Raw genomic sequence first — 25,771 nt, forward strand, 5'->3', positions numbered from 1 at the left:
AATCTGACTGGGTCGAGGAGACATTACGTCCGTATTATGCGAGAAACCTTTTGAACCTCTCGCTCAAACAAGCGAATACGACTTTTACCGTTTGTTCTATACCGCTTTCTCTCGCGCGCAGGAGCTGCTTGTCCTTACTGGTAACGAACAAGGACCTGATTATCGAGGCCGGGGGCAGCTGCCGTCTGTTTATTTGGAGCCATTGTACAGATGATGGAGTGATCCGCAGGTTTATTTGGACGAGTTAAAAGTGACACCAATCAAGCCAATCGTCCTGCAGCGGAGTTACGCTTATACGACAGATATTGCTTTATATAGCGATTGTACTCGCCATTATTTGTTATGCTGGGTATTCGGCTTTGAATCAGTGGAAGGTATTCCGGAGCTGCTCGGTACACTTGTTAACTACACAATCGAGGATATACATCAAGCGCTAAAGGCTGGCATCGATGTAACGGAGGCTCATCTTACGATATGGATTGCCGAGCATTATGGTCCGTTTGAACAACGCGGTATAGAAGATTCAGCCATGAAGCAGATCGTATATCAACATGCAAGGAGTTACCTGGAATATGTGAGGAGGCAGGGTCTTACCGTCATTTCGTTTGAGTTGGGCATATCGTCGTTCGTTGGCGACTATCTCATGAACGGCAAGTTGGACGTGGTGATGAAGCGAAACGGAAGCTATGAGATTATACATTTCAAGACAGGCCGCAAGTCAAAGCCCGAGGGTGAACAGGTGCGGTACAAGAAAAAGTTGCTGCTGTACACGGCGCTATGGGAGCAGCGGATGGATATGCGAGTGGATGCGATGCGTTTGTTTTATACGGGCGAGGAGAAGAGTGAACAAGTCGTCAGCTTCACGCGGGAGGAAACGAGAGCTTCAGGCTGTGAATTCCGAGATGGTGGAGACCATTAAGTTAATCGAGTCGAAGCAGTTCGACGTAAACGTATCTCCGCTCCCCGCCTGTAGCAGTTGTGACTTCAAATGGTATTGCCACGGCAGGATGTTGAAGTAGAGCCTTAAATCCACAAACTCATGAGGTTGTGGATTTTTTTGTGTCCGTATTTTCTCGCGGTTAAAATGGCCCAATTTGAGCTTGCAAATTTTTTTTAACTTAAGCAATCGAAAGGGGATGAAACATACGTTCTCTGACAAAGTCCTGTCAAATTTATGTTCTAAAATAAGATCAACAAGTCATCTTTGCTCAATAAGCTCACATAGGGCAACTGACCCAAAATGACGTGTCTTTGATGTATCAACTGTGGTAATATATACCTTCAAAGTTAATATTAGTATATGACTTTAGTAGGAGGAAGAGGAATGAATGAAATAGACCTATACGTAGAACTGCTCGATGACAAAGCAGCTTCGAAGATCCTAAAGGATTTCTCTCAGATGGTGCCTGGCGGCTTCAAGAATCCTACTCTTCGTCAGAAGAAAACCCATATTAAAAATATTCTTCGAGGACAGACAACTAATATTCGAAAAAAACGGGGCGTAGATCCATACTTTAATCATCTCGCAATCTATAGAAGTCCAGAGAATGAAAGCCAATTTAGCAGCATGGAGCCTAAAGTTCTGTTCCGCACCTTATATAACAGTAAAATCATACCCGACCATGCGAAGATGGCTCTGGCCCAAATTTATCAACCCGCTGCATTAAAAGTGATGCTGCCGCAAATCATTAAAAACGTCCAGGAGAACAAGCCGGCCTTTGCGCTTGAGACGGGGTTCGACACGGAGGAAGAGGTAGAAGAATACCTGCGAACGACGTCGAATTATGTTGGTGTGGAAGGGATTTCCTATTTCCTAAACGATATGAAAACCCGGTTCTCGGACGAAGAGATTGTTCGGCTGTCTGAGCTTGAGAGCATGATTGAACAAATGACACTGCTAGAATTCGAGAATAGGCATCATGAATTTGAACAAGATCCGAGCTATCTGGTTTATTACGCTTATCTCGTCACACATACTGGCATAGCTGAGGATCTTCGATTGGGCATGGCCTTGCACGTAGCTAATCATTTCATAACTCATCATCAGAAGAATCATAGCGGGATAGTTACTCAGCTTGACCGATTGGAGCTTGAGCTTAAACAACTGTCTCACCTAGTTAACGAGAACGAGGAGCTTAATGAGAAACTGAAGGAGTTGAAGGAGAAGGTCAAGGAACAAGATAAGAGAAAGAAGCAATTGGAAAAAGAATTTAGAGAGCAAAGCTTGTCCATCGAAAGATCGAATAACTTAATTAAAAAGTTGGATGCTGATTATGCGAAGCAGATTGAGGCTCAGAAAGTAAGTCAAGAAAAGCAGGTTGAGCAGCTTCAGAGGCAAGCCGATGAGCTTAAACGGCAATTAAAAGAGAGCACTCAAAAAAGAGATAGGATAATAGAGGAGTTCCGGGTGGAACAGCAAATGGAACATTTCGCCGTTGTATGTAAGGTCGATAATGACTTCTTAAAAGTCTTTTATCCTGAAATTACAACCTTGTCACTTAAAGAATGGGATAAGAAGAAAACAAATATTTCCAAATTTTCGCAGATTTATTTCCAAAGAGATGCCCTAAACACCACTATGATTTATAGTATTCAAGATTTCTGCTCCCTTAACGGGATTGAAGCTAAATACATTCATGCAAGAAATACGAAAGAGCTGATCGAACGCATTGCTTTCGAGAAACAGCAATTATTGGAGGTATATTAATTATGATGGAAATTGATAAGAACTTAAGATTGCAGCTTCAGGAGAGCAGCTCTAATTATCTGCTTGGCGTACTAGCGACAGACCCCTCTGAATTTCCTTTTGTAGGGGAAGATCCTGATGAACCAGTGACCGTCATGAAAAATAGTTTTAAGCTATGCTATTTCATTCGGCCGATTAGCTCTCAGCTTGAGCCTATCATCGAGCTAGATCATTATACGAGAGAAACAGGCTTTTCGACACATTATATTGGCTTTGAAGACGCTTTCCCACGCGCCCTCAAACTAGGAGGCTTCACCTATACAACGGATATGGAGAGTCAGATTAAGAAGGTCAAAGGTATGCTGGAAGGGAAAATTGTTGTATTCCGTCCTAAAATCTCGTTTACGAGTGATGGGAAAGTTTTTAAAAACCTGGATATTATTTCATTAGAAGACGGGAATATCGCTTTGGATACGGAATATATGCCGGTGCCAATCGAATCGGACCGGAAGAAGTTTGAACAGTCGCTGCAAGACTCCAAGCTCATTTTATTCCATGATTTCCACCATAATATGTTTCAGCCGGACTACGTTCTATGTGAGGAATATCTCTATGTATTCAAGGAAGGCTGGAAGAAGGATCCCGGCAAGAAGAACGGCTGGCTTCAGACAGCGCCGAAGGATGTGCTCAAGATTAAGGTTGAGCCGTCGGAGCTGAGAGCACACCAAGTTATTGCAAGCCCGAATAATCTAGTTTTTATCGACGGAGATTATTTAATCGAGCTGCATGAGCGGGCTATGGCGGAGGGGGAGAATTTATACTCTTCTCGGGGAGAGTTCTCTTCTGAGCGGGCTCTTGAGGATGAATTAAGTCCGGTAAGTGAGCGGCAGATGCATGATGAAGACATTGCACCTATCGCTGCAGCGGCAGAGGGAGCGAATGTTAGGCTGGATTCTCAGCCCTTGCCTGTGACCGATGCTCAGAAGCTTGAGCAGCGGTTCCTTAACGATCTTCAGAAAAATGCGGTTGCAAAGAGACTACGCTATGATCGCGAGGATTTCGTTAACTTCCATATTAGCATCAAGACGAACCCCCTAACCATTTTGTCAGGAATGAGTGGTACGGGCAAAAGTCAATTGGCTTTGCTATACGCCAAGACACTTGGTTTGTCTAAGCAGGCGGGAACCCTTCTTGTTCTTCCCATTAGTCCATCCTTTACGGAACCGGAGGATCTGATCGGCTTCCATAATTCAAGCACTGGATTATATGTGCCGTCAGAGACGGGGCTTGTCGATTTCTTGATTCATGCCAAGAATAATACTTCCCAAATGCATATGGTCATATTCGATGAAATGAATCTGTCGCAGGTCGAATACTGGTTTGCCCCTTTTATTTCGCTTCTGGAGCTTGATGAGAATGAAAGCTACCGCGAGCTTAAGCTTTGGAGTCAGGATGCTGTATGTCACAACTCTGCTAAATACCCATCTGCAATTACAATCGGAGATAACGTTATTTTTATCGGTACGGCAAATATGGATGAGACAACGAAGGATTTCTCAGACCGTCTGCTGGATCGCGCAAACATAGTGACGCCGCGAAAAATGAAATTTATAGCGCACAAAAAATCGATCGCCGAAGCGGGAAAACCTGATTTCTCCAACAACGAATTTATTGCGCTTTATCAGAACCGACGTACTTATCGTTCGTGGAACTTTAATAAGGACGCATGGTCTGCTTTTAACGACGCAGAGATGCAGTTTTTTGATGAGCTTCATGACATTATTCAGAAATACGATAAGCAGAAGGGCGTTTCTTTCAGAGCGCTTGAGCGCATCGGCTTGTATTTGAATAATATACCTGTTGATGAACACGGAAATCCGGCTATTCGTCGTCAGGACGCTATGGATTTGCAGGTTAAACAACGCATCTTAACGAAAATTAGAGGCTCTGCGGAGCATTTCGGCGATTTAATCGGTTCGCTTGTTGCGCGTGAGGGAACCCCTTTCAACAGTGAATTATTTGAGCAATTTACTTCTGAGCTGGCGGAATCGATCAGTCACTTTACCTTAACGAATGAAGAGATTAAACGAAAAGCGAGGGAACTGCATATTAATGACTACGCCTCCTAAAATTTTTGTTGCGGTCCAAAAGCATAAGTTAGGTGAGTGGCTGCCGGAGCAGGAGCTTCCTTTGCATGTGAAGGGAGAATTTAAAGGAGAACCCTTTCAAGTTAAGGAGTATGAGGGGCTTCGCTTTCGGTTTGTTTCGGATGATTCCGATGATCGGATGGTTGTCGAGAAATTTGATTTGGAGATCATGGAACAATTTGGACCTGGTGAAAGCATCGTGCTCACTAGGCCCGGCGATTCGGATGATATGCTGGTACCGGGTGATTATGCGGTTGCAGTAAGAACGAAGCGGACAAGCTACGAGGCCTTTTATCGAATCGAGCCGAAAAATATGGGCTGGGGACAGCTGTTGAATCTTCGAAATTATTTGGAGCAAAAGCTGACGGGCCTTTCTTCTGACCTATTGAAGAGAAGAAGCGGTACATCTGAAGACGATCTGGAACAAATGCCTAGTGCCTTAAAGGTATACCAGCATGTCCAGAAAAACTTCAACCAGCTAAGACATCATTTAGACAGTATTGTGGAAGATTCGATCCGGGATGTTGTGCAGATATACGGGATTCGCAATTATTCCCGTAAACCGGATGCAAAGAGTCAGCGCTGGCTGTCCAAGCGAGGCTCTGCGAAGAATGCCACTTTTATGACTCCTATTTTTTTTAACGAAAAACATACATATTGACCGAGGATAATCTGGAAAATCGATGGGTGAATTACATCATTCGAATGATTCTTAAATCGCTGAAACAGCTCCAAATTATGTTCGAACATAGCCGTTCAGAGCAAAGATCAAAACTAAATAAAAAAAGGGAGCAGGTTCAGGGATTTCAAGCACGTCTAAATCGTATCAAAGATTCTTACGGCTACGAGAAAGGCAGACGTGAACTAAATGGGCTAATTGCAATCAGTGAACGAGAGATTTTGCGTTTATCTGAAGGTCTTGTGAAGATTAATGAAAGCTTACGTGAGCTGAATAAGATGATTACCCATTTAACGCGGTATACGAAAACCAATGAATTGGGCAAGGCAAGTAGTCGATTGACGCAAAAAAAACCGACATTACGCTTGTTGAAAGATGCTAGATACGCGAGCTTATACCGGTTCTATAAGAACATCGAAACGGCTCAAAGAAACAAGCATTTATTGAAACAGATAACATTTCCGTATAAGAAAACAGCGCTGCTTTTCGAATACTATGTTCTTTGTCTGATTATCGATAGCTTGAAGGCAAACGGATTTATTTGGACGAAGGGTTGGCTTGCAGATGAAGAGGATCCGACCCGTCTAATCGACGGACTTGCTTCAGAAACACTGTTACGGTTTGAATCACCGGACGGACGATTTTATATCGAGCTTGCATATGATATGTCTATCATTAATACAAACGATGATTCATTGAGCCATTTCAAAGCGAATATTAATCGAACGCCAGATTTTCGCATAGCGATGTATACAAGCAAAGGACTGTTTCTTAATGCGTGAATTATAGACGCGAAATATAGGCATCATTCTTATTTATGGGACGAACACGAAGAAAATGATGTTATGAAGCAGCTTTCCGATTATTTGTATATTTCTCATAGAGATGTGAATAAGCCTGTAAAAAGCCGTTTGAACCGAGAGGCGGTAAGCAAGGTAATTGCGGTGTATCCGAGGCAGTCGGGTTCCAAGCCATTTTTTGAGGTTAATGACAAGACAATCGCCTTTGTCCAAGTTGAACCTGTTGATCCTGCTTCAGGTGAGCTCTCCTTTGGATTCGACAATCTAAATCAATTAATTAATGAATATTTGACTTCTGCACTAGAAGAAAAATTAGAATTGGAGGTGACTTGATTGCAGTTGGAGGAGGACTTTCAACGGCTCTTGAGAAAGGAATATCTCAACGGACCAGAAGTTAATATGGTTGGGCAAGTAGGAATTAATTTCTACTCAGGGATGAAGAGCATGGCTTTCTATGAGCTATGGGGCGAGAAGGAGATATTCCGTCTACTCATTGTCCAGCCTACAGCTAATTTATTCACTTCTAGATTTTTAGGTAAAAACCATCTGTTATTCCTGCTTATAGTGGAGGACGACCAGCTTATTGGCGGGTTTGTCTCGCTTCAGGAGAATATGTATGATCAGCTGTCTGGCGTCATGCAGCATTTAAACGAGAGAAGCGTCAAAGACCTGGAAGATCTTTGGACACAGTTCGTAAAGGATCATTATAAGCAGCTCCCTTCGGAAAAATTGGTATAATTGGTATTTTTTAACTTATCTATTTGCGTCCTGCTCTTTGCAAAATCTTGAGCTTGGTGTACAAAGAAAATAAAGTGCTAGACTCGGAAAATAAAGTTGTAGAAATGAATTATAAAGAGACAAATTATGATTAATTTCATTGACTAGCATTCGGGAAAGGATGGATGGTTATTACGGCGGGAAGTAATGAGCTAGAGGACTTACAAATTCTCTAAGTTTACCGAATATTAGTTGAGGACACATATTTGTGATGGAGGTTATCGCATGTCTGCAAGCAACTTAAAAGATCTGATAGAATTGCTAAGATCGATGGGAGTAAATAAGCCTGACAATCCAGATTCAGAAGATATAGAAAAAATTATTCAATTATACTTCAAGAACGAACTGACTTCCGAACAATTTAAAGCCTACTTTAATGCTATCGATCCGGCTGTGCGTCACGTGATGGATGGTTTGAAGGCCTGTATAAATTCTGACAAAGAAGTAACAAGTAAAGTAATTGATCTCATAGAAAAGGTAATAAAAATGTTCGATGAACAAATAAAAAATGCTACAACCTTGGAAGAAAGACGTGAGATAAGAGAACAAATGAGGAAACCTGAACTGCTTAAAAAAGGTGTGGAAATGGTGTCTGAAAGTGTAAGTAAAACAAAATAACTAGAGTGTTACATCGATACATAAAATGTTTAACACCCTGTTGGGCGAATCGGGACAACAGATGAGATCGCGGCCTCTGTCATTTGGCTATGTAGCGATGCATCTTCGTTTATCACAGGCAATGAGTTAGTTATTGATGGAGGTCGTACTACCGGCGAATGATTTAGTCGTCCTGTCGAGTCCCGTAATGAAGGATAAACTAACGGGTACGTTGAATGACAACAGCGGCAGTCTAAGACTTTATTTTTCAAGTCTTGGTCCGCCGCTGTTTCTTTTAATGGAACGGTCTAAAACTTATTTTCTAAAAGCTGACGATTCTTCAACATAAAAATCGCGGTAATTCAACGACTTCAGTCACACACTTGGTAGCGTCAAGGTTGGATTTGAAGAAGTTAATGAGTTGGCCCTATCGGATTTATTTGAGATTTTTTATACGGATGATAAAACTTTTTCAAAGATATTTCCAATATAGACTACTTATGGGATGAGGAGGGACTGTATGAATTGGCAAGAACGACTCAGATAAATGTTCATTCGCTTATAAGCAAACCGGGTTTATTATTAGGGCTAATCTATTAATTATTTTCAGGGGACGACTATGGTCGTCTTTTTTAATTCACTTCATAAATTGCTGGACAGGACTAAAGGATCGTTTTGTCGAAATAACAAGAAAGGAAAATAATTCTATGGGAACATACATTCCATGACATTCAGCGGACATATCAATATGATTTAATAAAGTCGTGGCACAACAATAATCAATTACCTAATTTACATTAAAAATTATACAAAAAAAGGGAGAATATATGATTAATCTAACAGAGTATCAACAAATCTTCGAAATCGAGAACACGGCAGAACGATGCAAGAAAGTCAATGATACTATGGAACAACTCTGGAAATCGGAATTTGAAGTGTTGGCCACTGACTTGCTCGGTCAGGACTATCGGATTGCTACTTACGGACAGACGTTAATGACTACTTATCACGGTTCACTAAATCCCAAATATGCAGAGCAGAAGAAAGATACTAGCACGGGTAAAAGGTATTTCGCTCAAATCGTTCGTAAAATAGGGGAGAAGGAGACTAGCCTCCTAACACTCGAATTTAATGGAGTAGAAAAGCAGTTGTATGTAAGCATAGAGCTCAGTTTTTATCAGGTTCACGATCTCATAAAGAGTAACCGTTTGAAGGCAATGATAAGTGAACTTGATACGAGCATCCGAACTTATACTAGAACCGGTTCATTTACAAGAAGTGAAGTTGATCGCATCGCTTTAGAGCAAACAATCATTGATATGATAATACCGAGAACTAGACCTTGGATTTATTTTGGACTTGCCATTCCACTGGAAGGGCAAATTGAATTAGCTACTATTATAGATTTGTTGAGACAAACATGGGAGCATACGACTGAATTAAGAAACTATGTTTTAAATGATAGGGCACAAAGTGCAAGTGCTGCACATATTATGAATTTGCTTGGATCCGTAGACACTCCCTATACGGTTTCAATATTTGGGAATTCATATCAGATTCAATATGAAGTTGTTGAAAATGAGAAATCAGGAACTCGCCAGCAGGAGTTTACTTTGAAACGTGAAGGCCAGACGATTGTACAGGGCTGTTTCTATTATAATGAATACGAAGTGAGAACAGGTTCTTCAAGGCCAATGCTGGCTGTAGATGTGGAAAAACATAACCATATATATACGAATGTTGAAGTAATTCTTGGAGATCATCGCAAGGAATGGTGGCTGTCGAAATCATATCGAACAAAGAGTCAAAACAACGAGGAGTTAAAACAAGAAGCGATTGATTTATTGGGTCAGCATGGGTTTGAAGTGCGAAATCAGAATGAGTATAGAATTGGCACCTACAATAATGTAGAGCAGCGGTTTGAAGAAGATCCTGCGGAGATTAAAGGAAGATTGGCTTGCGCTGCTTTGTTATTTGCTCATGTTGGCGGTAGAGGGAAATTCAAATTTCCTGAGTCTGGGATGTCTAGTGAGAAGCAAGTGGATGACAATCCTTTTAATGAGGATGATACCAAAGATCTTATCGAATACAACAGTAATTTTAATTTCACCGTCATCTACGAGGCGATTCAGAATTGTTCTTTGACGTTTGATAAAGATTTGATTCGGGATCTTCATTTAAATATGACAGCCTTGGATGATAAACATTTTGTTATATTAAGCGGTATTTCGGGAACGGGTAAAACACAACTAGCTAAACTCTATGCGAATGCCGTATATGGACTTTCATATGATACGGACAACCCATATTTGTCCATTATTCCTGTCCGACCTGATTGGACGGATGCGACGTCGTTGTTTGGCTATTACAGCGCATTTGAGAATCGATATATTATGACTGAGTTTCTAAAGGTGCTGCTGCATGCGCATGAGGAGAGAGAGAAACCGCATTTTATTGTATTGGATGAAATGAATCTCGCTCGAGTTGAATACTATTTAAGCGATTATTTAAGTGGTGTGGAGTCGCATAAGGAAATTTCGCTTCATAACAGGGGAGATTTGGATGGTATTCCTTCAAAGATAAGCATACCACCTAATGTCTACCTCATTGGAACGATTAACGTGGATGAGACGACGCATAGCATTTCTGACAAAGTTCTCGATCGCGCATTCATCATGACACTAAGTGATGTAGATCTGGAAACTTTTTGGAGTCGAGTTGATGATGGCGTCAGATCTGGGCTGCACGATGAATTTACATTTTTAATGCGGCTTCATGCTTTGTTAGCTCCTCACCATTTGCATTTTGGATATCGGACGATGAATGAAATGATTCAAAAAATGAGTCGTCATCTTACGCTGGACGATGACCATCAGACATCCCGAATAGCCATGTTAGATCATGTAATTTCGGAAAAGGTACTTCCCAAACTAAGAGGGGATGACCGTATCGCGGAGCTTCTTGGAGTTTTAAAAGAGGCATTCGCTGAGCATCTGGGCGAAGAATCAGCAAGCCACGGTCATATTTATCGTATAGAGAAGGAGCTTGTGCGGTATGGAGCAACACAGTTCTGGCGGTAATTTTCTGCTGAGATTAAACGGTGAGGCATGGGTTATCTTGGAACATGCTTATCTGACCGAAGCGACTACATATGACTGGAAGTACGAATTGAATAACTCGTTACAACCGCCCTCGATTCTTTTTTGTGGATTGCAGCATTTCCCGCATCGGTTGGATGAAAGGGTAGTTTATGGTCAATTGACAACACCGTTCTATAGTGGGCAGGTTTCTTTTGAAATTAATGGGTTGAAATATGATTCCTATATTTATCCGGATACCCGAAAAATGACTGAAGAGCAATATCAACTTATGTTAAGTGATATTTTAGAGGAAGCATCGCTTTGCTTCGAACATTCGAATATTGAGACGGGTATTGAAGCTGACCAACATTCGTGAGAGCTTTCTTTAGCGCAATGGAGCTATATAGAAGCGTCGTTCGTATCACTGACTTCTCTGATTCGAAGAGTGATTGAGCGACCCACCCGGGTGCTTGTAGCCCTGGAACAGCAGATGAGGCGTGAACGTGTGAAAATTGTGGATACACAAACACTGGCTTGGCTTGAAAGAAATAGCGAGCGCAGCGAAGTGGGAACAATCCCAGCAATAGTGAACTCTTCGGTACGGGAGGATAGCTATAACACTTATGAGAACAGATTGTTAAAACGACGTTTGGTGGAGCTGAGACATCTACTGAAGCTGTACGGAGAAGCGAGTCCAGAAGAAGAACATGCGATAAGGGCAGAGGCTTATGCTGATAGAGTAGGGTATTGGCTAAGAGATTCTTTTTTTAAACAAGTGATACCATATCAAGGGGCAATACAAATCTCACAGGTGTTTCGAAAACATCCCGTTTATCGGCAGTGTTATCAATGGTTCGATCGTTTGTACAAGCATGGGAACGAAAGAATTGGTTTACTTTACAACTATCCGTTGAAAGAGACCTTCGCACTTTACGAGATATGGTGCTATATGCAATTAGTAAAGGTTTTTCGGGAGAAAGGTTTGCTCAAAGATAGCAGCGGGTTGTTTCAAACCAAACGGGAGGGAATATTTCTTCATTTTGCCGAACATAAAGAGAGTGTTGTCCATTTAACAAATGGTATGCGCCTATCCTACCAGCGAGTGTTTCAAAATAATTCACCGCGTTTCTATACCTTTACTCAGAGAATGGTGCTCGATATTGTCATAGAAGTAGGGGATCATCTGTATATTTTAGATCCTAAGTACCGGGTTGCATCAAATTTGGGTACCGCACTAGGAGAAATGCATAAGTACAGGGATGGCATTCTGCTTCGTAGTAACGATGAGCGAGCGGTGCAGAACGTCTTTATTCTGACCCCTGCTGCAAACGATGAGCTTCGATATTTTACTGCTGATTTTCATATGAGGTATAAAATGGGTGCTATTACTCTTTCCCCAGGAGGAGATATGAGCGCACTAATCGACTGGGTAGATAAATTGGTTTCGCGAAAGGAGGAGTACCTAGATTGCTGAAATTCACAATAAAATCTCAAGTTCAGGCAGTAACTTATCTGACCGACTTGAAGATCAATTAACTGGTGTTTTTTTTGGAACTATTCGTTATTTACCATTTCAAGGTTAACACAATTTCAAGCACTGCGCTATTAGACAAGAAGACGTCTTGGTTTTTTTGTTACTGAGTGTAATGACGATTTAGTCTTTATATACCTACTATAAAACTATGGATTATTAGAAGGGACTTGCAATGGAAGAATTTGAAGCGTTGAGATATATATTCTTCAGTAACAAACCTGTTGATGATCAGCAAATTCAGTATTACAAATTGCAAGCTTCTATTATTGATAAATTAAATCATAATAGTTACGCATTTGTATTTGACGAACCAGGGGCAGGAAAAACCGTTCAAGGAATTTACTCTATATGGAATGTCATTTCAAAGAAGACCCAGGATGAACCAACAAACATTTTAATCATTGCCCCTAATAAACAACTGGCTAATAAGTGGCGATCTGAAATAAAACAATTTCTGATGTTGGATTTTAGTTTGATTGGGAATTCTACAAAAGATATAACATATAACCAAAGTTATGTTTCTGGAAAAGACAATTTATACATAACTTATAACAGTTCTAACTATTCAAATCTAGGTATTACTCAATTAACTAATTATGATAGTGAAAATATCTATAGGAGTGATTGGGACTTAATAATATGCGATGAAGCTCATGATTACTATACAAATTATTTGAATGCGCTATTCTCTGATACGGTTGAATTAAAAGACGGTACATATTATAAAAATAGACTGGCATGGTTTGGAGCAAAACAGGTTTTAGTGCTAACAGCTACGCCAATTAAGTTTTATTATGACGAGAAATTAAAATTACGAGATGATTTTAGAAAAATTAAGCAGATACCTGAAAGGCTATTACTTGAGCCTAGCCCAGTAATCAACGAAATTACTATTGAAGATATGCTGGTTTTCGATAGTAAAAAACCAGTTCAGAGATATTTTAAAGAAACGGTACTTGAAAGTAAAAAATATAAAAATAGGCAGGTTGAAGTCATAGAGTATAAACCTGAGGATTTAGCTAAATCATTATGGAAATACGAGAACGGCTACAGACAGCATTGTTTTGGAAATATCTTCTTATTGGTTAATCGTTTGCAGTCGCAATCATCATGGCAAACAATGTTCAACGATTCTGAACGAGAAAAATTACAGAACATATATAAACTTTATAGTAAAAGTGAATATACTAATGAAGATGTTGAAGAGCTTAAACAATTTGATGTGAAATTGAGAGAATTTATAAATAAGATAGACTGTAAGGAAGCACGAATGGTTATCTTTGTGGAAAGTAAAGATACTCAGAAATATTTGACAAAAGTTTTCAAAGCAATTGGGTTGAATGTTTTTAGTTTGAGTTCTGATAAAGGATTGGATATACGTGAGAAGATGGTCAGTGAATTCAATCACTTGGCCAATAGTAAAGTTTTGATAACTACTTGGGATCTAGGCAATTATGGTTTGAATATGCATGGTGGAGACACTGTAGCATGTTATGAGGCTTCAAGACAGATTAATCAAATTGAGCAAGGGTTTGGTCGTATAGACAGGATTAATAAAGGCTTTAATGAACTTAAACTAATCCTTTTTAAAGCAGATGGTCATTATTACGATAGCTATGTTCTAATGGACATATACCGTAAATTATTCACGGAACAATTAAAAAATGCTCCGTCAAAGAATATGCTCTTCACATCAGATTATTTAGATGATTTTGTAGAGAATGTTAATTTTATGGCCTGTGTATATGATTATTTATGCAGTTCATATGAAAAGTTGTTTGATGAGCATTCAAATGCACTTAGTATATCTGATCTTAGTAAACTATATATTGAAGAATTCTCAGACGAGAGATTCAAAGAAATTCTTTACGATTTGCATTTATATTCATTAGAGGAAACGGTTACTTTAGAAAAATTAAAAAATCGAAGATACATCCATTTTAATAATAAGGAAAAAATTCAAATGTTTCTGGATAAGGCAATGGAATCTGGCATTAATGGTAGTGGGAAAATTCATCAAATATTAAGTGATGCTATCTATTACTGGAAGGATGGCACATTGCATATTCACTCGCTTGATGTACTATTGGAAAGCTCGAAAAATTTTGTGCCAAAGTGTCATAAAGAGTTCCAAGAAGCATTAGCAGCAACCAATTTAGATATTAGGGAGTTAGCTCGCTATAATTCGATGAAGCTAATGAAGAAGATGATAGAAAAGAAATATCATAGCTTAGTTACAGCAGCAATGTTAACCTAGCAGGAGTGTTATCAGTAAGTAAATTAAAAGGTGAAAGTCGGGGCTGTACGAAAAGGGTACATTTGAATAAATCAGTCCCGAAAACGGAACCAGCTACTTCCGATACTTTGTCAGTAACAATTACAGCTTTAAGCAATCAAATGATGATATATGAGCGACCTTAGACTAAGAATGTCTAGGGTCATTTTTATTTATCAAGTGTCCAAACTGTATCCGCATATCCTCCATTAGGAGGGGATGCCGGGTGCATGTAAAATTTACTACAGGTGAATCTAATGACCGGATTCGCGCCGCTTGTTATGATTATCTCCTAGAGAAGTTCAGGAGGGAAAAACATGATCGCGATATACGCCAGGGTCAGCACCGAAGAACAAGCAAAACATGGATTCAGCCTGAAGGATCAGGTTCGCCAGTGCCAACTGAAGGCGGGGACCAACAAGGTTAAAGAATATATAGATGATGGAGTTTCCGGCGAATTTTTAGATCGACCAGCATTAACCAAACTACGTGAAGACGTAAGGGAAGGTATAATCTCAAAAATAATATGTCTAGATCCCGACCGATTATCACGTAAGTTAATGAATCAGCTAATTATCACGGATGAGTTCGATAGAAGAGGAATTGAGCTTGTTTTTGTGAACGGTGAATACTCTAAAACTCCAGAAGGTAATTTATTTTATTCAATGCGTGGCGCAATTGCCGAGTTTGAAAAATCGAAAATAAATGAACGTATGAGCCGTGGGAGAAGAGAAAAAGCACGGCAAGGGAAAGTGCTCCGAGATTTTCAAGTATATGGTTACATGTACGATAAAGAGTCAGAGCAATTTATTGTTGATGAAGACGAAGCTGCAATCGTCAGATTAATTTTTGATTTATTTACTCAGCCCAATACGATGGTGCAGGGGTTAAACGGAATCGCATTATATTTAACGAGCAAAGGTGTGCCAACCAAACGAGGAGCATCTGTATGGCATCGTCAAGTTGTTAGACAGATCATGATGAATAGAGCTTACATTGGTGAGTTTTATCAGAATCGTTGGAATACGGAAGGAATGCTTGGAAACAAGCACCGCAAAGATGACGAAAAGGTTTCAATGAAGGAGAGACCTAAGAATGAGTGGATTTTAATTCCTTGCCCTGCGATTATCGACGAATCACAATTTGAACACGCTCAGAGGCTGCTGTCTGAATCACGTCGCAGATGGGCACAAAAAAGCAAACATCCTTACTTGCTTAGCGGTCTGCTAAGATGTGGAGACTGTGGGAATACGATGACTGGACGGCTCTCAAATAATTGGGGTAAAAAGGTCCCTGAATATACAGATATAAAAAATACAGCCGGTGCAAAAGCAAAAGGTTGCGGGCGTAGAGTTAAAGCTCAAATGATCGAGGAGCAAGTTTGGGAACAGGTCGCATCCTGGTTAAATAATCCCAATGAGATAGCCGCGGCATTGCAGCAGGAAAAAACTAAAGAGCCTTTTGAAACAGGAGAGATTGCCAGGATTGAGAAGGAAATTGAGAAGACAAAAAATGCTCGAAAAAAACTGATCAAACTTTTTGCTGCCAGTGAAGATGGTATTGCAGAAGAGGAGATAAGACAAGAATTGAAGGAGTTAACGCAGAGGGAAGAATCTTTGAACAATCAGTTACTTGAGTTGACGAACTTATTAAACAGTACCCATAATACAGAATACAACATGAATGTGATGATGGAGGCTGTCCAATATTACCTATCGAAAGGTCAAGAGGAACTTACTTTTGATGAGAAGCGTGATTTGATCCGGCAGGTAGTAAGGGAAATCAGGGTTTACGAAGACTCTGTAGAAATTTATACGTTTTAGATGGTTTTTCTTAATCATATGATCACTAATGACATTAGAACCGAAATACTTATGCATTTACGATCCCTGAAGAAAACCCGCAAGGACGTCTCGCTGCATGACCCGATAGGAACGGATAAAGAAGGCAATGAAATAACGTTGATCGACATCCTCGGGACAGAGTCCGATGACGTCGCGGATAAGGTTCAGCTTAAGATCGAGAAGAGCAAGATTTATAAAAACTTGGACATACTGGATGATCGCGAAAAGGAAGTAGTTATCGGCAGATTTGGATTGGTGCATGGCGGGGATGAGCGGACGCAGCGGGAGATTGCAAAGGAATTGGGGATCTCGCGGAGTTATGTTTCGAGAATTGAGAAGCGGGCGCTTATGAAGCTTTATCATGAGTTTTATAAGGCGAAGAGATGAAAATGCAAAATGATTGATTAGCCGGCAATGCCGGCTTTTTAAATTTACAAGACCATGCTATTCTATTCAGCTTATCACAACCGAATTCCTTCTAATATGCGCTGAGCCGCCATACAGAGCTCCACTTGTCGGAATCCAAGTCCTTGGACGTTCTTCAGAGGGCCGTTTATAGTGGAGCGTACGAAATCGGGAAAGCGGTGAACGGCGTATTTATTAATTCCTTTGGCCGAGGCGAGTACTTCCGCCAGACGGATGATAAAAGTGATGGAGGAGGCTTCAGCGGGGAGTCGCATGCTGCCTGACAGCCTTGGCACAATGACCCTTCTCCACAGTTCCCGGGAAGGAATACCGTTCGCGCCGAGCATTCTGCCGAGCGCAAGCAGCTTGGCATCCGGGAGTGAAGCCAGCATCTCGTCGCAAGCCTCTTCGGTTAAAGCGCCTATATCAATGCAGTAAGTGCGGCCTTGCAAGCCCTTCAGTTGTCGGAGCGCGTCGTAATATCCCATGTTCATGCTGCGGCGTATCGCTTCGGGATTAAAGCTCATCATACCGCCCAGTGGCTCAGAGGGGGAGACCGTCGTAATTGTGAGGCCAGGATAGCGGATTTTGCGCATGATACCGAGCCCAAACGTTCGAACTGCGACGATATTCGTATATCCTTTTCGAGCGAGCATGTTGATTGGACAATTGTCGTACAGTCCGCCGTCGATAAAAGCCTTATCGTCAATGTACGTCGTCTGAAAGCCGGGAAAAGCGGCGCTGGCCATGAGATACTCCATTACACGCCCCTGCGGAATATCTTCCTTGTAAAGCTCGAGCGGTGCCCGATCGCTTAAGGAGACCGTCACCAGGCCGAAGTCCACACCGGCACCCCGCAGCCGACTTTCGTCGATAAGGAATTCGATTAACTGACGCATTTTTCGCGTGTCCATACCCCTGTCCGCGATTAACCCCTTGGTGCGCGCAGCCAAGTGGCGTAAGGCGGCCGTATCAAGCTTTCGCCGCATCAGCAATCGGTATTCTTCGTCACTTATGTCGAAGATCGATTGGGCGTCCAGCCGCTCCCAGACTTGATATCCGATCTCAAAATCCCCTTGCGCGATGACGGCTCCGTTCAGGGCGCCGATCGAGGTGCCGGTTATGGCGTCGAAGGTTTGGCCCGCTTCCTGGTAGGCTTTCACCACTCCCATATGGTAAGCGCCCTTAGCGCCGCCCCCTTCAAGCGCAAGCGCCAGCTTGCCTGTATTCGTTGAAGTCACGTCTTCCAAACCTCCTTCATTACTTGCTTGGATAATTAATAGCTTTAATGTAGAACCGCCTATATTCGTTGAAGGAAAGTTATGTATATTATAACGCGCGGTCTATAAGGCGTACATATCGTAACGCTAAACAGCATGTTATTTTCGTAGTATAAGAAGAATAGAAGCTCGCCAACTCTGCATGCTGACGAGGGATAAATGAGCCTAGGAGTGTAAGGTTAAAGTACTGCTCAAGAGCGAGGAGAGCAAGATTTATAAGAATTCGATATATTGGATGACCTTGAAAAGGAAGTTATGATCGGCAGATTTGGTTTGGTGCATGACGGAGATGAGCCGACGCAGCGGGAGATCGTGAAGGAGTTGGGGATCTCGCGGAGTTATGTTTCGCCCATTTGTAGCTTTCCAAAATGTCATGAAGATACAAGTGACTTGTGCATGACTAATTCGACTAGTAATATCGACGTGGTCGTTATTAACTACTTATTTTTGGAAATAAAGGAAAAATATATAATTTAAATATGTAGTTTTGCTTCGGGAAAATGCGGATTTTCTTGCCAGCAGGGGAGGTACAACTCAAGCGAACGGCTGTTTTTGTTAGCTGGTAGACTTCTGAATAGCTATAGCTTTCTTGTTCGGTTTTGTAAACCGAAGGTTACTGCTACCAATCCCTATTAATATGATGATCACGCCAATCCATTGAGGCAAAGCAATGACTTCTCCCAGCACGACAGAAGACATGATAATGACGACAGGCAATTCGGATGCTGTTAGAATGGTGCCCAATCCTGAGCCGACATGCGGCATTCCAATGGAGAACAAAAGGGGCGGAAGCACGACCCCGAATAAACCGAGTGCTAATCCATAGGGGGCCACCCCGATCAAGACATCCAAGTCAAATAAAAATGTTGGAGGGAATGCGCAAAAAACGACGATGACTCCCCCGGTGGAAAGTAGAGCGCTTTTTAAGATCGGAGGGGCTTTTCTCTCAGTTGTACTGCTCAAAAAGATGAATGACGAAAAGCTAAATGCAGCAAGCATTCCCCAAATGCTACCTGCCAAAGACAAAGTCATCTCTTCTTGGAATAGAATATTGGCAGCCAAGATGGATCCTATTAGAAGCAGCCCAATGGATAGAAGCTTGCTCCTTGTCGGCTTTTTCTTATGAAGCATCCACTCTAATAGGGCTCCGATCCAAACAAATTGGAACAGAAAGATGATGGCCAATGATGCATCGAGAGTCAGCAGGGCTTGATAGTAGAATATCCCTGTCAATCCGAATGGAATGCCGGATAGAAGCAGTTTGGTTATTTGGATACGAGTCAGTTGTGTCTTTTTGGTAAATAAAACTACCAGCCAAGCTAGTATAACTCCGAATAAATATTGACCTCCCGTTACCGCCGACACCGAAAATCCTGCTGCGTACGCCAATTTCACAAAGGTGGACAAGATCCCGTAACAGCAGCCTCCCAAAAAAACGATCCATGCATAATGCCATAACTTCATTGTAATCCTCCTTTTTGAATGCAAAAAAGCCACACAAAAGGCAATAAGCCTTTGTGTGGCGAAAATAGAGAGTGTTCTCCAGAAAAGTCCACATACATCCCAAACAGGTTTTAGTATTCCGCTTCGGTATCCAGTATAAAAACACTTTGTGATCGATGTCAATCATTTATAGCAAAAATACCGGGCCAGCTAATCAAAAATCCATCGTACTGCTCGGAAAATCAGACGAGGCACGTAGATCAACAACTCTATCAAAAAATCCAAAATGAACGAGCCGATATCCAGTTTTTTTCTTGGTGCATGTTTCATAGCAACCTCCAACCATCCCATTTTCAGGTAATACGTAGCTGGGATAAAGTCGTTTCTTATGATTGTTTATTCACAATTTATTTGATATGCAGCGCCTGAGCGCACAGGGATAATGCAGTTTGAGGATGAAAGGGTACAAGCTAGCTGCGATCATACCTAGGATGCTTGTATGATAAAGTGCTAGTCCCTTTTTCGGGTTGAACACTTTTTTATTGGTGAATGAAACAATTTGGATTTTTGAAACGTGTAATTAGCGGAAGGAGGCGATGTGATGCAAGGCGGTGAACGGAAAGTTGACGAGGATTATATGTCTATGATGGTACAGATGTATTCAGATATGGTGTTGCGTCTTGCTTTAACCTATCTCCGGAATATATCCGATGCTCAAGACATTTGTCAGGATGTGTTTTTAAAGATTTATAAATATCGTAAGGAGTTTGCGGATTCCGAACATGAAAAAGCCTGGATTATTCGAGTAACGATAAATGGTTGTAAAGATGAGCTAAGACGTCCGTGGAGAAAGCGAAATACACCTCTACATGAAACTTCTCTTCCCATTCAAGATGTGAAGAACAAGGAGGTAGTATCTCATGTTTTGAATCTCCCGGAAAAATATAGAGTAATCATATATTTGTTTTACTTTGAAAGTTACAGTACATATGAGATCGCAAAGTTGTTGAACAGGAGAGAGAATACAGTTCGGACACAGCTTAAAAGAGCGAGAGAGCTGCTGAAACATGAGATTAAAGGAGGTATTGAAGATGAATAGATTTGTTCAAGGAATGAAAGAAATTATGTTGTCTGAGGAAATGAAAAGAGCGATTGTTCAAAATAATAAGCAAAGCAAGTCTGTTTTTTTTACGATAAGAAAGGTACTCGTTATGTCTGCTTGTATTTTCTTGATCTTCGCGATTAGCGGGTTATCGATATGGTATAACGGGGAACAAAAAGGAGTGTTCGGTACCATAACCATTACTGCCTATGCTGCCGATGGTACTCCGATAGACGTTGAATCTAATGTAAGTTTCCCATTAGGAAAATATCAATTGACGATGAGCAGCGTTCCAGGATTTCCATTACAGATTGCATCAGAGGCCGCGGATGCCATTAAAGTGATGACGACTGACGGAAATTTAATATCCTGGGCACCACCGGAATCACAAGTATGGTCTAGGGGCAGTGAGGCGGGAATACATCCAGGCGATACGATATACTGGTCACCTTTGAACGAGCATGGAGAAATGGCTTCGGGTAGTTTGCTAAAAGTAATTGCTTATAAAAATAACAAGATGATCGGAACGCATACAATTGAAATTAAAACAGATGATCTTGGATACTATTTTGGTGTGATAGTTGATGAATAACTGAGAGGTATATTTCGGCGTAGGCAGTGCCTTAGATGATCACCTCTTGCTGTTTTGGAAGGCGATTTGTGCTTCTAGGATAGCCAATAGAAAGATCGTAGGTGAACTTTTGGCAAATCCGATGTTATACATTATTCCAGCGCTGCCCTGAATTGATTGTGAGTGAAAATAAACGAAAGTGTAGAGCCCTCATGAATTTATAAAAAAATACAGATATATACAAGGGAAACGTGTAGAATGAAATGATGAAAAAGTTAATGTGGCAGCATACTAAAGCACTGCTAAGCACGCTCCATAGAGATCTGTTGTAATATCGTTAATTCGCTGTTTGATCATTATTTTGATAGCGGTGCTTGCAACTCTAAGCGTTATGACTGCTTTTAGTTGAATTCAATCATTTCAATCTATACTTTAAATAATAAGGATGATTATAAATATGAACAAATTGCTATGCGCAATAGATTCTATAATCGAATTACAGCCATCAGAACGAGAGTGGCTGGAGCAGTATTTCCGTATGGAGACAGTGGATTTTCAGCGGACGCCAGGAGCGCTGCTAGAAAAGTATGAGCTTGCACTTGTTCACTCCAAGCTGCCGGCAGCTACGATATCCTATATGAAAGCATGCCGTTATATCGGCGTACGCGCACACAATACGGACTATGTGGACCAAGCTGCCGCACAGCAACAAGGTATAGTGGTTCAAGGTATCGAGCAGCAAGGCGCGCAGGCTGTCGCGGAGCATACGATTTCTTTGCTCCTGGCCATTGCGAAGCAACTGCTTCCTTATCATACGAATGTCGCTTCGGGCAGGTGGAGGGATGGGCTGCGGCCCAGCTATGAGCTGCAGGGCAAGACGCTTGGTATCATCGGCTATGGCAAGATAGGTGAGCGGGTCGCAACATTGGGGCGGGCGCTGGGCATGACGATTCTAATTGCATCCGGAAGAACAGAGAGCGCAGAGCAAGCAGGACGATTCACACTGGAAGAAGTGCTGAGCCAATCGGATATTGTGTCCTTGCATGCTTCAACACGTACGTTAACAGGTTCGCTGTTGACCAAATCCAGGATTGATCTGCTAAAACCACAGGCCATCGTTATCAATACGGCCAGAGGAGGTTTGATTGACTACGACGCACTCGAAGATGCGATTCGGCAGGGCAAGCTGTACGGTGCGGGACTGGATGTTTTTCCGGAAGAGCCGGTTATGGAGTCGCGTCTGTCCCAATTGCCTAATGTCATCTGTACGCCCCACTTAGCGTATTACACAGATGAAACGATTAGATTAATGAATCATCATTTAATCCAGCGAGCAATCCATTTTTTCGGACAAACCGGTTCATGAGGATAGCTTGACTCGCAGGAAGTGTTCATATATCATTTATTGTATACCCTGAGGGGTATAAAGGTCCCGGTCTTGATTGTTTCAAAGCGATTAATGGGACCAACAAGATGAAGACGGAGGATACAGCATGAATAGCGCAACAATGATTAATCTGCTTATCGCAGCGGGGGTAGGCTTATTTTTATGGAATCGTTTCGGTACGGCGAGAGGGTTGAAAAACATGAGTCCAATTCGATTCCAGCAGGAATTAGCAGACCATGCCGACGCTCTGTTGATTGACGTTCGGGAGCCGCATGAATATCGTTCGGGCCATATTCCGAATGCGATCAACATACCTGTGTCTCAATTGCAGGACAAGCTGACGGAAATTCCAAAGGATCATAAAGTGCTGCTCTATTGCCAAAGCGGGCTGAGAAGCAGGAAAGCGGCAAGAATCCTAAGCAAGCTGGGCTATCGCAATATGGGGCATTTATCCAGCGGAATTCTGGCCTGGGGCGGTCCATTGGAAACGAACACGTAGAATATCTTACCGCGATTGAATGATAATCAGACAAGTAATTAGCCTTCATCTTTTGGGAGGCTTTTTTTGATGGTTATATATCCTGTTCATAAGCGTGCTCATCGCAAGTGCAATCATCACATACCGTTATACAGGAATTGGAATGGAAGAGATACCCCCAATCGCCGCTTGTTGTCCGAAAGGTATAAGAGAGGTGAGTCAAGAATGAAGAAACATTGTTTGTTTTGCAATGAATTAATTGATATGAAACAAGATGAGGAATTTGATCGGTTTTCCGGATGCATGTGCGCGCCTAATACGTATTATCATTTGAGCAGAGACGCTTATTCGTATATTCAAATGTTCACTTACGCCAAGAAAAGGCAGTTGCTGCCACTGGTATCGGCTTATATTCGCGAACGGTCCGAGAATGGAGAGCGATTATTGCTGACGCCGGGGAAATTGGAGGAGATGATGGTCGATCCCGATATCCCGATGACGACGGAAGAGAAGGAGAAGAGACTTCTCCAATATATGTATGCACGGACGAATTCAGCGATGGAGCCAGTTAATTTGCATCCATTGTCAAAAAGCTACAACTTGACGTATTCGTCAAACCTGCAAGAGTTTGTTTATATTATGGAGAAGCTGCGGGAGATGGAGCTGCTTGTTCGAGAAGGCGCTGTGTTGAAGCTAACCAATCAGGGGTGGAGCGAAGCGGCGGCCTATTCAGGCGGCGGTAAGCGTAAGCTGTTCAGCGTCATAGTTGGTGACGAGGAGATTGGTCTGGAATGGTCTGCGCAATTGTTGCCGGGTCTGGAGCAATGCGGGTACGCTACCCGTCTTCTCTTGCCATCCAGCTTGCGGAAGCAGGACTCCGATTTGCTTGAAGCATTGGCGGAAAGCCACTACATATTGGCCGACCTTACGGGGGCGGGACCTGAAGTGTATTTCGCTGCCGGGTATGCTGCACGAGCGGATATCCCGCTTACTTGGACGATCAGAGCCGATCAGAGCGACCGATTGCTTCTGCAGAGCGAATGGCTGCGTCCGATACCATGGGAGGATACGGAAGAGCTAGTACAACGATTTCAGTTGAGGCAATAGCGATAAGCGACATGAATGAACAATTGAAGGGCCCTACCATCCAAGCCGCAGTGGCATTGATGGTAGGGCCCTTTAAAGTCGCGATTAACTAGTTGCTTCTAATGATAAAGTTAGCCGGATCGGCGTTCAAATCGTGAATGGTATTCTCCACTTCTCCCCATGCTTGATCAAAGGAAATGGAGCCGGCAGCAGCAGCCCCCAGTTGCTTTTGCATCACTTGATCGAAATGCAGATAAGCTGTATGGGTGAGATATTCAGTAGCTTTAGGCGCGGTTCTGCCTTCTGATTGGTAGATGACATCGGTTGGGAAATCGCCAATATTCACAAATTGCGGATAGGTAACGAATCCGCTCGCAAGCGTATTGGAACTGATCAGAGAAGCTCCTTCTTCACTCATGAGGAAGACGATAAGCTCCCATGCTTCATCGATGTGCTTGCTGGATTTGTCCAACGACAACGAGGCGGTCAGTAAGTAAGGAGTAGGCCCTGTATAGCCCAGCCCTTTGGGCAAATCGACGATGGACCAGTCCTCCGGTGTGACGTTGCTTGGGAGCATATTATGAAGGTAGCTGGCTCTCTCCACGAACATGCCGGTACGCAGACGCTCGTTGAAGTTCGGGTTGTAGCCATCGTTTTTACTAATTTGTTGTTTGTAATCCTCAACAAGCTGTTCAGATAATGCCCTCCACTCCGCTCGATCAAGTGTCAACTGGCCGTCCTCGATCCACCTGAGTCCCATCATTTGTTCACCAACGAAAATATTAAAATAGGACCACCAGGAATCGCTCATCTCATAGCCGGATGCATTTGGACTTTTTTCTTTGAGGGCTCCAGCAGTCTCACGGAATTGCTCCCAGCTTATCGGTACGGTTGGCTCAGCAATTTGGTTTTCCTGCAGCAGCTTGCGATTCATATAAAGAACGTAACGATCAATAGTCGGAGACAATCTGTTAAGTACGCCTTCCGAATCGATGCTGGATGTGACGACTTGCTGCTGAATTTCATTTAATTGAACGTGATCCCGCTCCAGCAAGGGAGCCAGATCGACTAGTCTGGATTCCGACGTATAGTAATCAGGCGAGAAGCTATAGTAGAGATCAGGCTTCTCGGCTTCAATGATTTCAATCGCGCGGCGTTCTCGCTCGCCCGCCGGTGTATTCTCTTCTCGCAGCTTGCCGTTTACATCGACGACTTCAAAGGACAGATTCGGAAATTTCTCCTTCAGCAATGGTACATACGCATTGAACTGTGAGGTGGATGTCAGAACTTTTAATGTAATTTTAGATGAATCCTTTGATCCAAAGCCTATACTGGAGCAGCCTTGAATCAGCATAACGGCGACCAGCAGGAACGGTACGCGTTTCCAAACCTTTTTCATCATGATACCTCCCGTAAAGTAGTATGCAGGCCGGCAGAAGCACTGCATAACGTGTGACGATAGTTGAATTTGCGGATTGTTTGCTTGTGGCAATCTAACGTAACTGTTGTGTTTCTTCCTATAGAACACGCAAGCATGTGGAATAGTTGCAATATATTTTGCTCAGAAGGAAAAATAGAAAGGACCGCCTCTTGAGTATCA

General features: G+C 42.2%; 21 protein-coding genes and 3 pseudogenes. 21 read left to right on the forward strand and 3 right to left on the reverse strand.

Annotated features, from left to right (window positions below; translation table 11 throughout):
* Positions 1-235: 235 nt before the first annotated feature.
* The 15 genes and pseudogenes from DX130_RS03230 to DX130_RS03300 form a co-directional block, all read left to right on the forward strand.
* The gene (locus DX130_RS03230; RefSeq protein ID WP_116042788.1) at positions 236-919 is read left to right on the forward strand and encodes a PD-(D/E)XK nuclease family protein; all 684 of its coding nucleotides are present in this window, start codon (positions 236-238) and stop codon (positions 917-919) included.
* Positions 920-1,300: 381 nt separating this feature from the next.
* Positions 1,301-2,707, forward strand: coding sequence for a hypothetical protein (locus DX130_RS03235; protein ID WP_133297881.1), 1,407 nt, complete (start codon positions 1,301-1,303; stop codon positions 2,705-2,707).
* Positions 2,708-2,709: 2 nt separating this feature from the next.
* A complete protein-coding gene (locus DX130_RS03240) occupies positions 2,710-4,815 on the forward strand; it encodes an McrB family protein (protein ID WP_116042791.1) in 2,106 nt (701 codons plus the stop codon).
* Positions 4,799-5,494 carry a hypothetical protein gene (locus DX130_RS03245; RefSeq protein ID WP_116042793.1) on the forward strand — a complete coding sequence of 232 codons (696 nt, stop codon included), beginning with the start codon at positions 4,799-4,801 and terminating at the stop codon, positions 5,492-5,494. Before DX130_RS03240 ends, DX130_RS03245 begins: the two co-directional genes overlap by 17 nt.
* A 26-nt stretch (positions 5,495-5,520) precedes the next feature.
* Entirely contained in the window at positions 5,521-6,294 is a 774-nt protein-coding gene (locus DX130_RS03250) for a hypothetical protein (protein WP_116042794.1), read from the forward strand.
* 63 nt (positions 6,295-6,357) lie between these two features.
* A complete protein-coding gene (locus tag DX130_RS03255; protein ID WP_116042796.1) occupies positions 6,358-6,645 on the forward strand; it encodes a hypothetical protein in 288 nt (95 codons plus the stop codon).
* A 30-nt stretch (positions 6,646-6,675) separates the two neighbouring features.
* Positions 6,676-7,050, forward strand: coding sequence for a hypothetical protein (locus tag DX130_RS03260; RefSeq protein WP_133297882.1), 375 nt, complete (start codon positions 6,676-6,678; stop codon positions 7,048-7,050).
* 264 nt (positions 7,051-7,314) lie between these two features.
* Positions 7,315-7,707: a hypothetical protein gene (locus DX130_RS03265; protein WP_116042798.1), complete on the forward strand. Its 393-nt coding sequence runs from the start codon at positions 7,315-7,317 to the stop codon at positions 7,705-7,707.
* A gap of 45 nt (positions 7,708-7,752) precedes the next feature.
* Positions 7,753-7,869, forward strand: a pseudogene (locus tag DX130_RS03270) (SDR family oxidoreductase); the annotation flags it as partial.
* 644 nt (positions 7,870-8,513) lie between these two features.
* Positions 8,514-10,766: an McrB family protein gene (locus DX130_RS03275; protein ID WP_116042800.1), complete on the forward strand. Its 2,253-nt coding sequence runs from the start codon at positions 8,514-8,516 to the stop codon at positions 10,764-10,766.
* Positions 10,741-11,142, forward strand: a complete 402-nt coding sequence (locus DX130_RS03280) for a hypothetical protein (protein ID WP_116042802.1) — start codon at positions 10,741-10,743, stop codon at positions 11,140-11,142. Before DX130_RS03275 ends, DX130_RS03280 begins: the two co-directional genes overlap by 26 nt.
* A gap of 27 nt (positions 11,143-11,169) precedes the next feature.
* Entirely contained in the window at positions 11,170-12,240 is a 1,071-nt protein-coding gene (locus tag DX130_RS27380) for a DUF2357 domain-containing protein (RefSeq protein ID WP_420818511.1), read from the forward strand.
* Positions 12,241-12,472: 232 nt separating this feature from the next.
* Positions 12,473-14,557 (forward strand): SNF2-related protein, encoded by a 2,085-nt coding sequence (locus tag DX130_RS03290; RefSeq protein ID WP_116042805.1) that lies wholly within the window; start codon positions 12,473-12,475, stop codon positions 14,555-14,557.
* A 335-nt stretch (positions 14,558-14,892) separates the two neighbouring features.
* Positions 14,893-16,398: a recombinase family protein gene (locus DX130_RS03295; protein ID WP_116042807.1), complete on the forward strand. Its 1,506-nt coding sequence runs from the start codon at positions 14,893-14,895 to the stop codon at positions 16,396-16,398.
* Positions 16,399-16,431: 33 nt separating this feature from the next.
* Positions 16,432-16,806, forward strand: a pseudogene (locus DX130_RS03300) (sigma-70 family RNA polymerase sigma factor); the annotation flags it as partial.
* A 74-nt stretch (positions 16,807-16,880) separates the two neighbouring features.
* On the opposite strand, the gene DX130_RS03305 reads toward DX130_RS03300, so the two are convergent.
* Positions 16,881-18,065: a patatin-like phospholipase family protein gene (locus DX130_RS03305; RefSeq protein WP_116042809.1), complete on the reverse strand. Its 1,185-nt coding sequence runs from the start codon at positions 18,063-18,065 to the stop codon at positions 16,881-16,883.
* A gap of 220 nt (positions 18,066-18,285) precedes the next feature.
* On the opposite strand from DX130_RS03305, the pseudogene DX130_RS26805 reads away from it, so the two are divergent.
* A pseudogene (locus DX130_RS26805) lies at positions 18,286-18,458 on the forward strand (sigma factor-like helix-turn-helix DNA-binding protein); the annotation flags it as partial.
* A 201-nt stretch (positions 18,459-18,659) separates the two neighbouring features.
* On the opposite strand, the gene DX130_RS03315 reads toward DX130_RS26805, so the two are convergent.
* The gene (locus tag DX130_RS03315) at positions 18,660-19,568 is read right to left on the reverse strand and encodes an EamA family transporter (RefSeq protein WP_116042811.1); all 909 of its coding nucleotides are present in this window, start codon (positions 19,566-19,568) and stop codon (positions 18,660-18,662) included.
* A gap of 580 nt (positions 19,569-20,148) precedes the next feature.
* On the opposite strand from DX130_RS03315, the gene DX130_RS03320 reads away from it, so the two are divergent.
* The 5 genes from DX130_RS03320 (at position 20,149) to DX130_RS03340 (ending at position 24,192) form a co-directional block, all read left to right on the forward strand.
* Complete coding sequence (locus DX130_RS03320) at positions 20,149-20,646, forward strand: RNA polymerase sigma factor (protein WP_240644303.1); 498 nt, start codon at positions 20,149-20,151, stop codon at positions 20,644-20,646.
* Positions 20,639-21,241, forward strand: coding sequence for a hypothetical protein (locus tag DX130_RS03325; RefSeq protein WP_116042812.1), 603 nt, complete (start codon positions 20,639-20,641; stop codon positions 21,239-21,241). The genes DX130_RS03320 and DX130_RS03325 overlap by 8 nt, the downstream gene beginning before the upstream one ends.
* Positions 21,242-21,677: 436 nt before the next feature.
* A complete protein-coding gene (locus tag DX130_RS03330) occupies positions 21,678-22,586 on the forward strand; it encodes an NAD(P)-dependent oxidoreductase (protein ID WP_165861136.1) in 909 nt (302 codons plus the stop codon).
* Positions 22,587-22,713: 127 nt separating this feature from the next.
* Entirely contained in the window at positions 22,714-23,106 is a 393-nt protein-coding gene (locus DX130_RS03335) for a rhodanese-like domain-containing protein (protein WP_116042815.1), read from the forward strand.
* 204 nt (positions 23,107-23,310) lie between these two features.
* Positions 23,311-24,192: a hypothetical protein gene (locus DX130_RS03340; protein WP_116042817.1), complete on the forward strand. Its 882-nt coding sequence runs from the start codon at positions 23,311-23,313 to the stop codon at positions 24,190-24,192.
* 88 nt (positions 24,193-24,280) lie between these two features.
* Here DX130_RS03340 and DX130_RS03345 read toward each other — a convergent pair whose 3' ends face one another.
* Entirely contained in the window at positions 24,281-25,573 is a 1,293-nt protein-coding gene (locus DX130_RS03345; protein WP_165861137.1) for an ABC transporter substrate-binding protein, read from the reverse strand.
* Positions 25,574-25,771: the final 198 nt, after the last annotated feature.

The sequence above is a fragment of the Paenibacillus paeoniae genome (assembly GCF_003388735.1).
GTDB classification, from domain to species: Bacteria; Bacillota; Bacilli; order Paenibacillales; family Paenibacillaceae; genus Pristimantibacillus; species Pristimantibacillus paeoniae.

What these genes read in the sequence shown, in the direction of transcription:
- DX130_RS03315 (WP_116042811.1), bottom strand. Translation starts at nt 19,568, where the DNA reads ATGAAGTTATGGCATTATGCATGGATCGTTTTTTTGGGAGGCTGCTGT.
- DX130_RS03335 (WP_116042815.1), top strand. Translation starts at nt 22,714, where the DNA reads ATGAATAGCGCAACAATGATTAATCTGCTTATCGCAGCGGGGGTAGGC.
- DX130_RS03245 (WP_116042793.1), top strand. Translation starts at nt 4,799, where the DNA reads ATGACTACGCCTCCTAAAATTTTTGTTGCGGTCCAAAAGCATAAGTTA.
- DX130_RS03255 (WP_116042796.1), top strand. Translation starts at nt 6,358, where the DNA reads ATGAAGCAGCTTTCCGATTATTTGTATATTTCTCATAGAGATGTGAAT.
- DX130_RS03290 (WP_116042805.1), top strand. Translation starts at nt 12,473, where the DNA reads ATGGAAGAATTTGAAGCGTTGAGATATATATTCTTCAGTAACAAACCT.
- DX130_RS03265 (WP_116042798.1), top strand. Translation starts at nt 7,315, where the DNA reads ATGTCTGCAAGCAACTTAAAAGATCTGATAGAATTGCTAAGATCGATG.
- DX130_RS03325 (WP_116042812.1), top strand. Translation starts at nt 20,639, where the DNA reads ATGAATAGATTTGTTCAAGGAATGAAAGAAATTATGTTGTCTGAGGAA.
- DX130_RS03280 (WP_116042802.1), top strand. Translation starts at nt 10,741, where the DNA reads ATGGAGCAACACAGTTCTGGCGGTAATTTTCTGCTGAGATTAAACGGT.
- DX130_RS03320 (WP_240644303.1), top strand. Translation starts at nt 20,149, where the DNA reads ATGCAAGGCGGTGAACGGAAAGTTGACGAGGATTATATGTCTATGATG.
- DX130_RS03275 (WP_116042800.1), top strand. Translation starts at nt 8,514, where the DNA reads ATGATTAATCTAACAGAGTATCAACAAATCTTCGAAATCGAGAACACG.
- DX130_RS03295 (WP_116042807.1), top strand. Translation starts at nt 14,893, where the DNA reads ATGATCGCGATATACGCCAGGGTCAGCACCGAAGAACAAGCAAAACAT.
- DX130_RS03340 (WP_116042817.1), top strand. Translation starts at nt 23,311, where the DNA reads ATGAAGAAACATTGTTTGTTTTGCAATGAATTAATTGATATGAAACAA.
- DX130_RS03345 (WP_165861137.1), bottom strand. Translation starts at nt 25,573, where the DNA reads ATGATGAAAAAGGTTTGGAAACGCGTACCGTTCCTGCTGGTCGCCGTT.
- DX130_RS03240 (WP_116042791.1), top strand. Translation starts at nt 2,710, where the DNA reads ATGATGGAAATTGATAAGAACTTAAGATTGCAGCTTCAGGAGAGCAGC.
- DX130_RS03235 (WP_133297881.1), top strand. Translation starts at nt 1,301, where the DNA reads ATGACTTTAGTAGGAGGAAGAGGAATGAATGAAATAGACCTATACGTA.
- DX130_RS03330 (WP_165861136.1), top strand. Translation starts at nt 21,678, where the DNA reads ATGAACAAATTGCTATGCGCAATAGATTCTATAATCGAATTACAGCCA.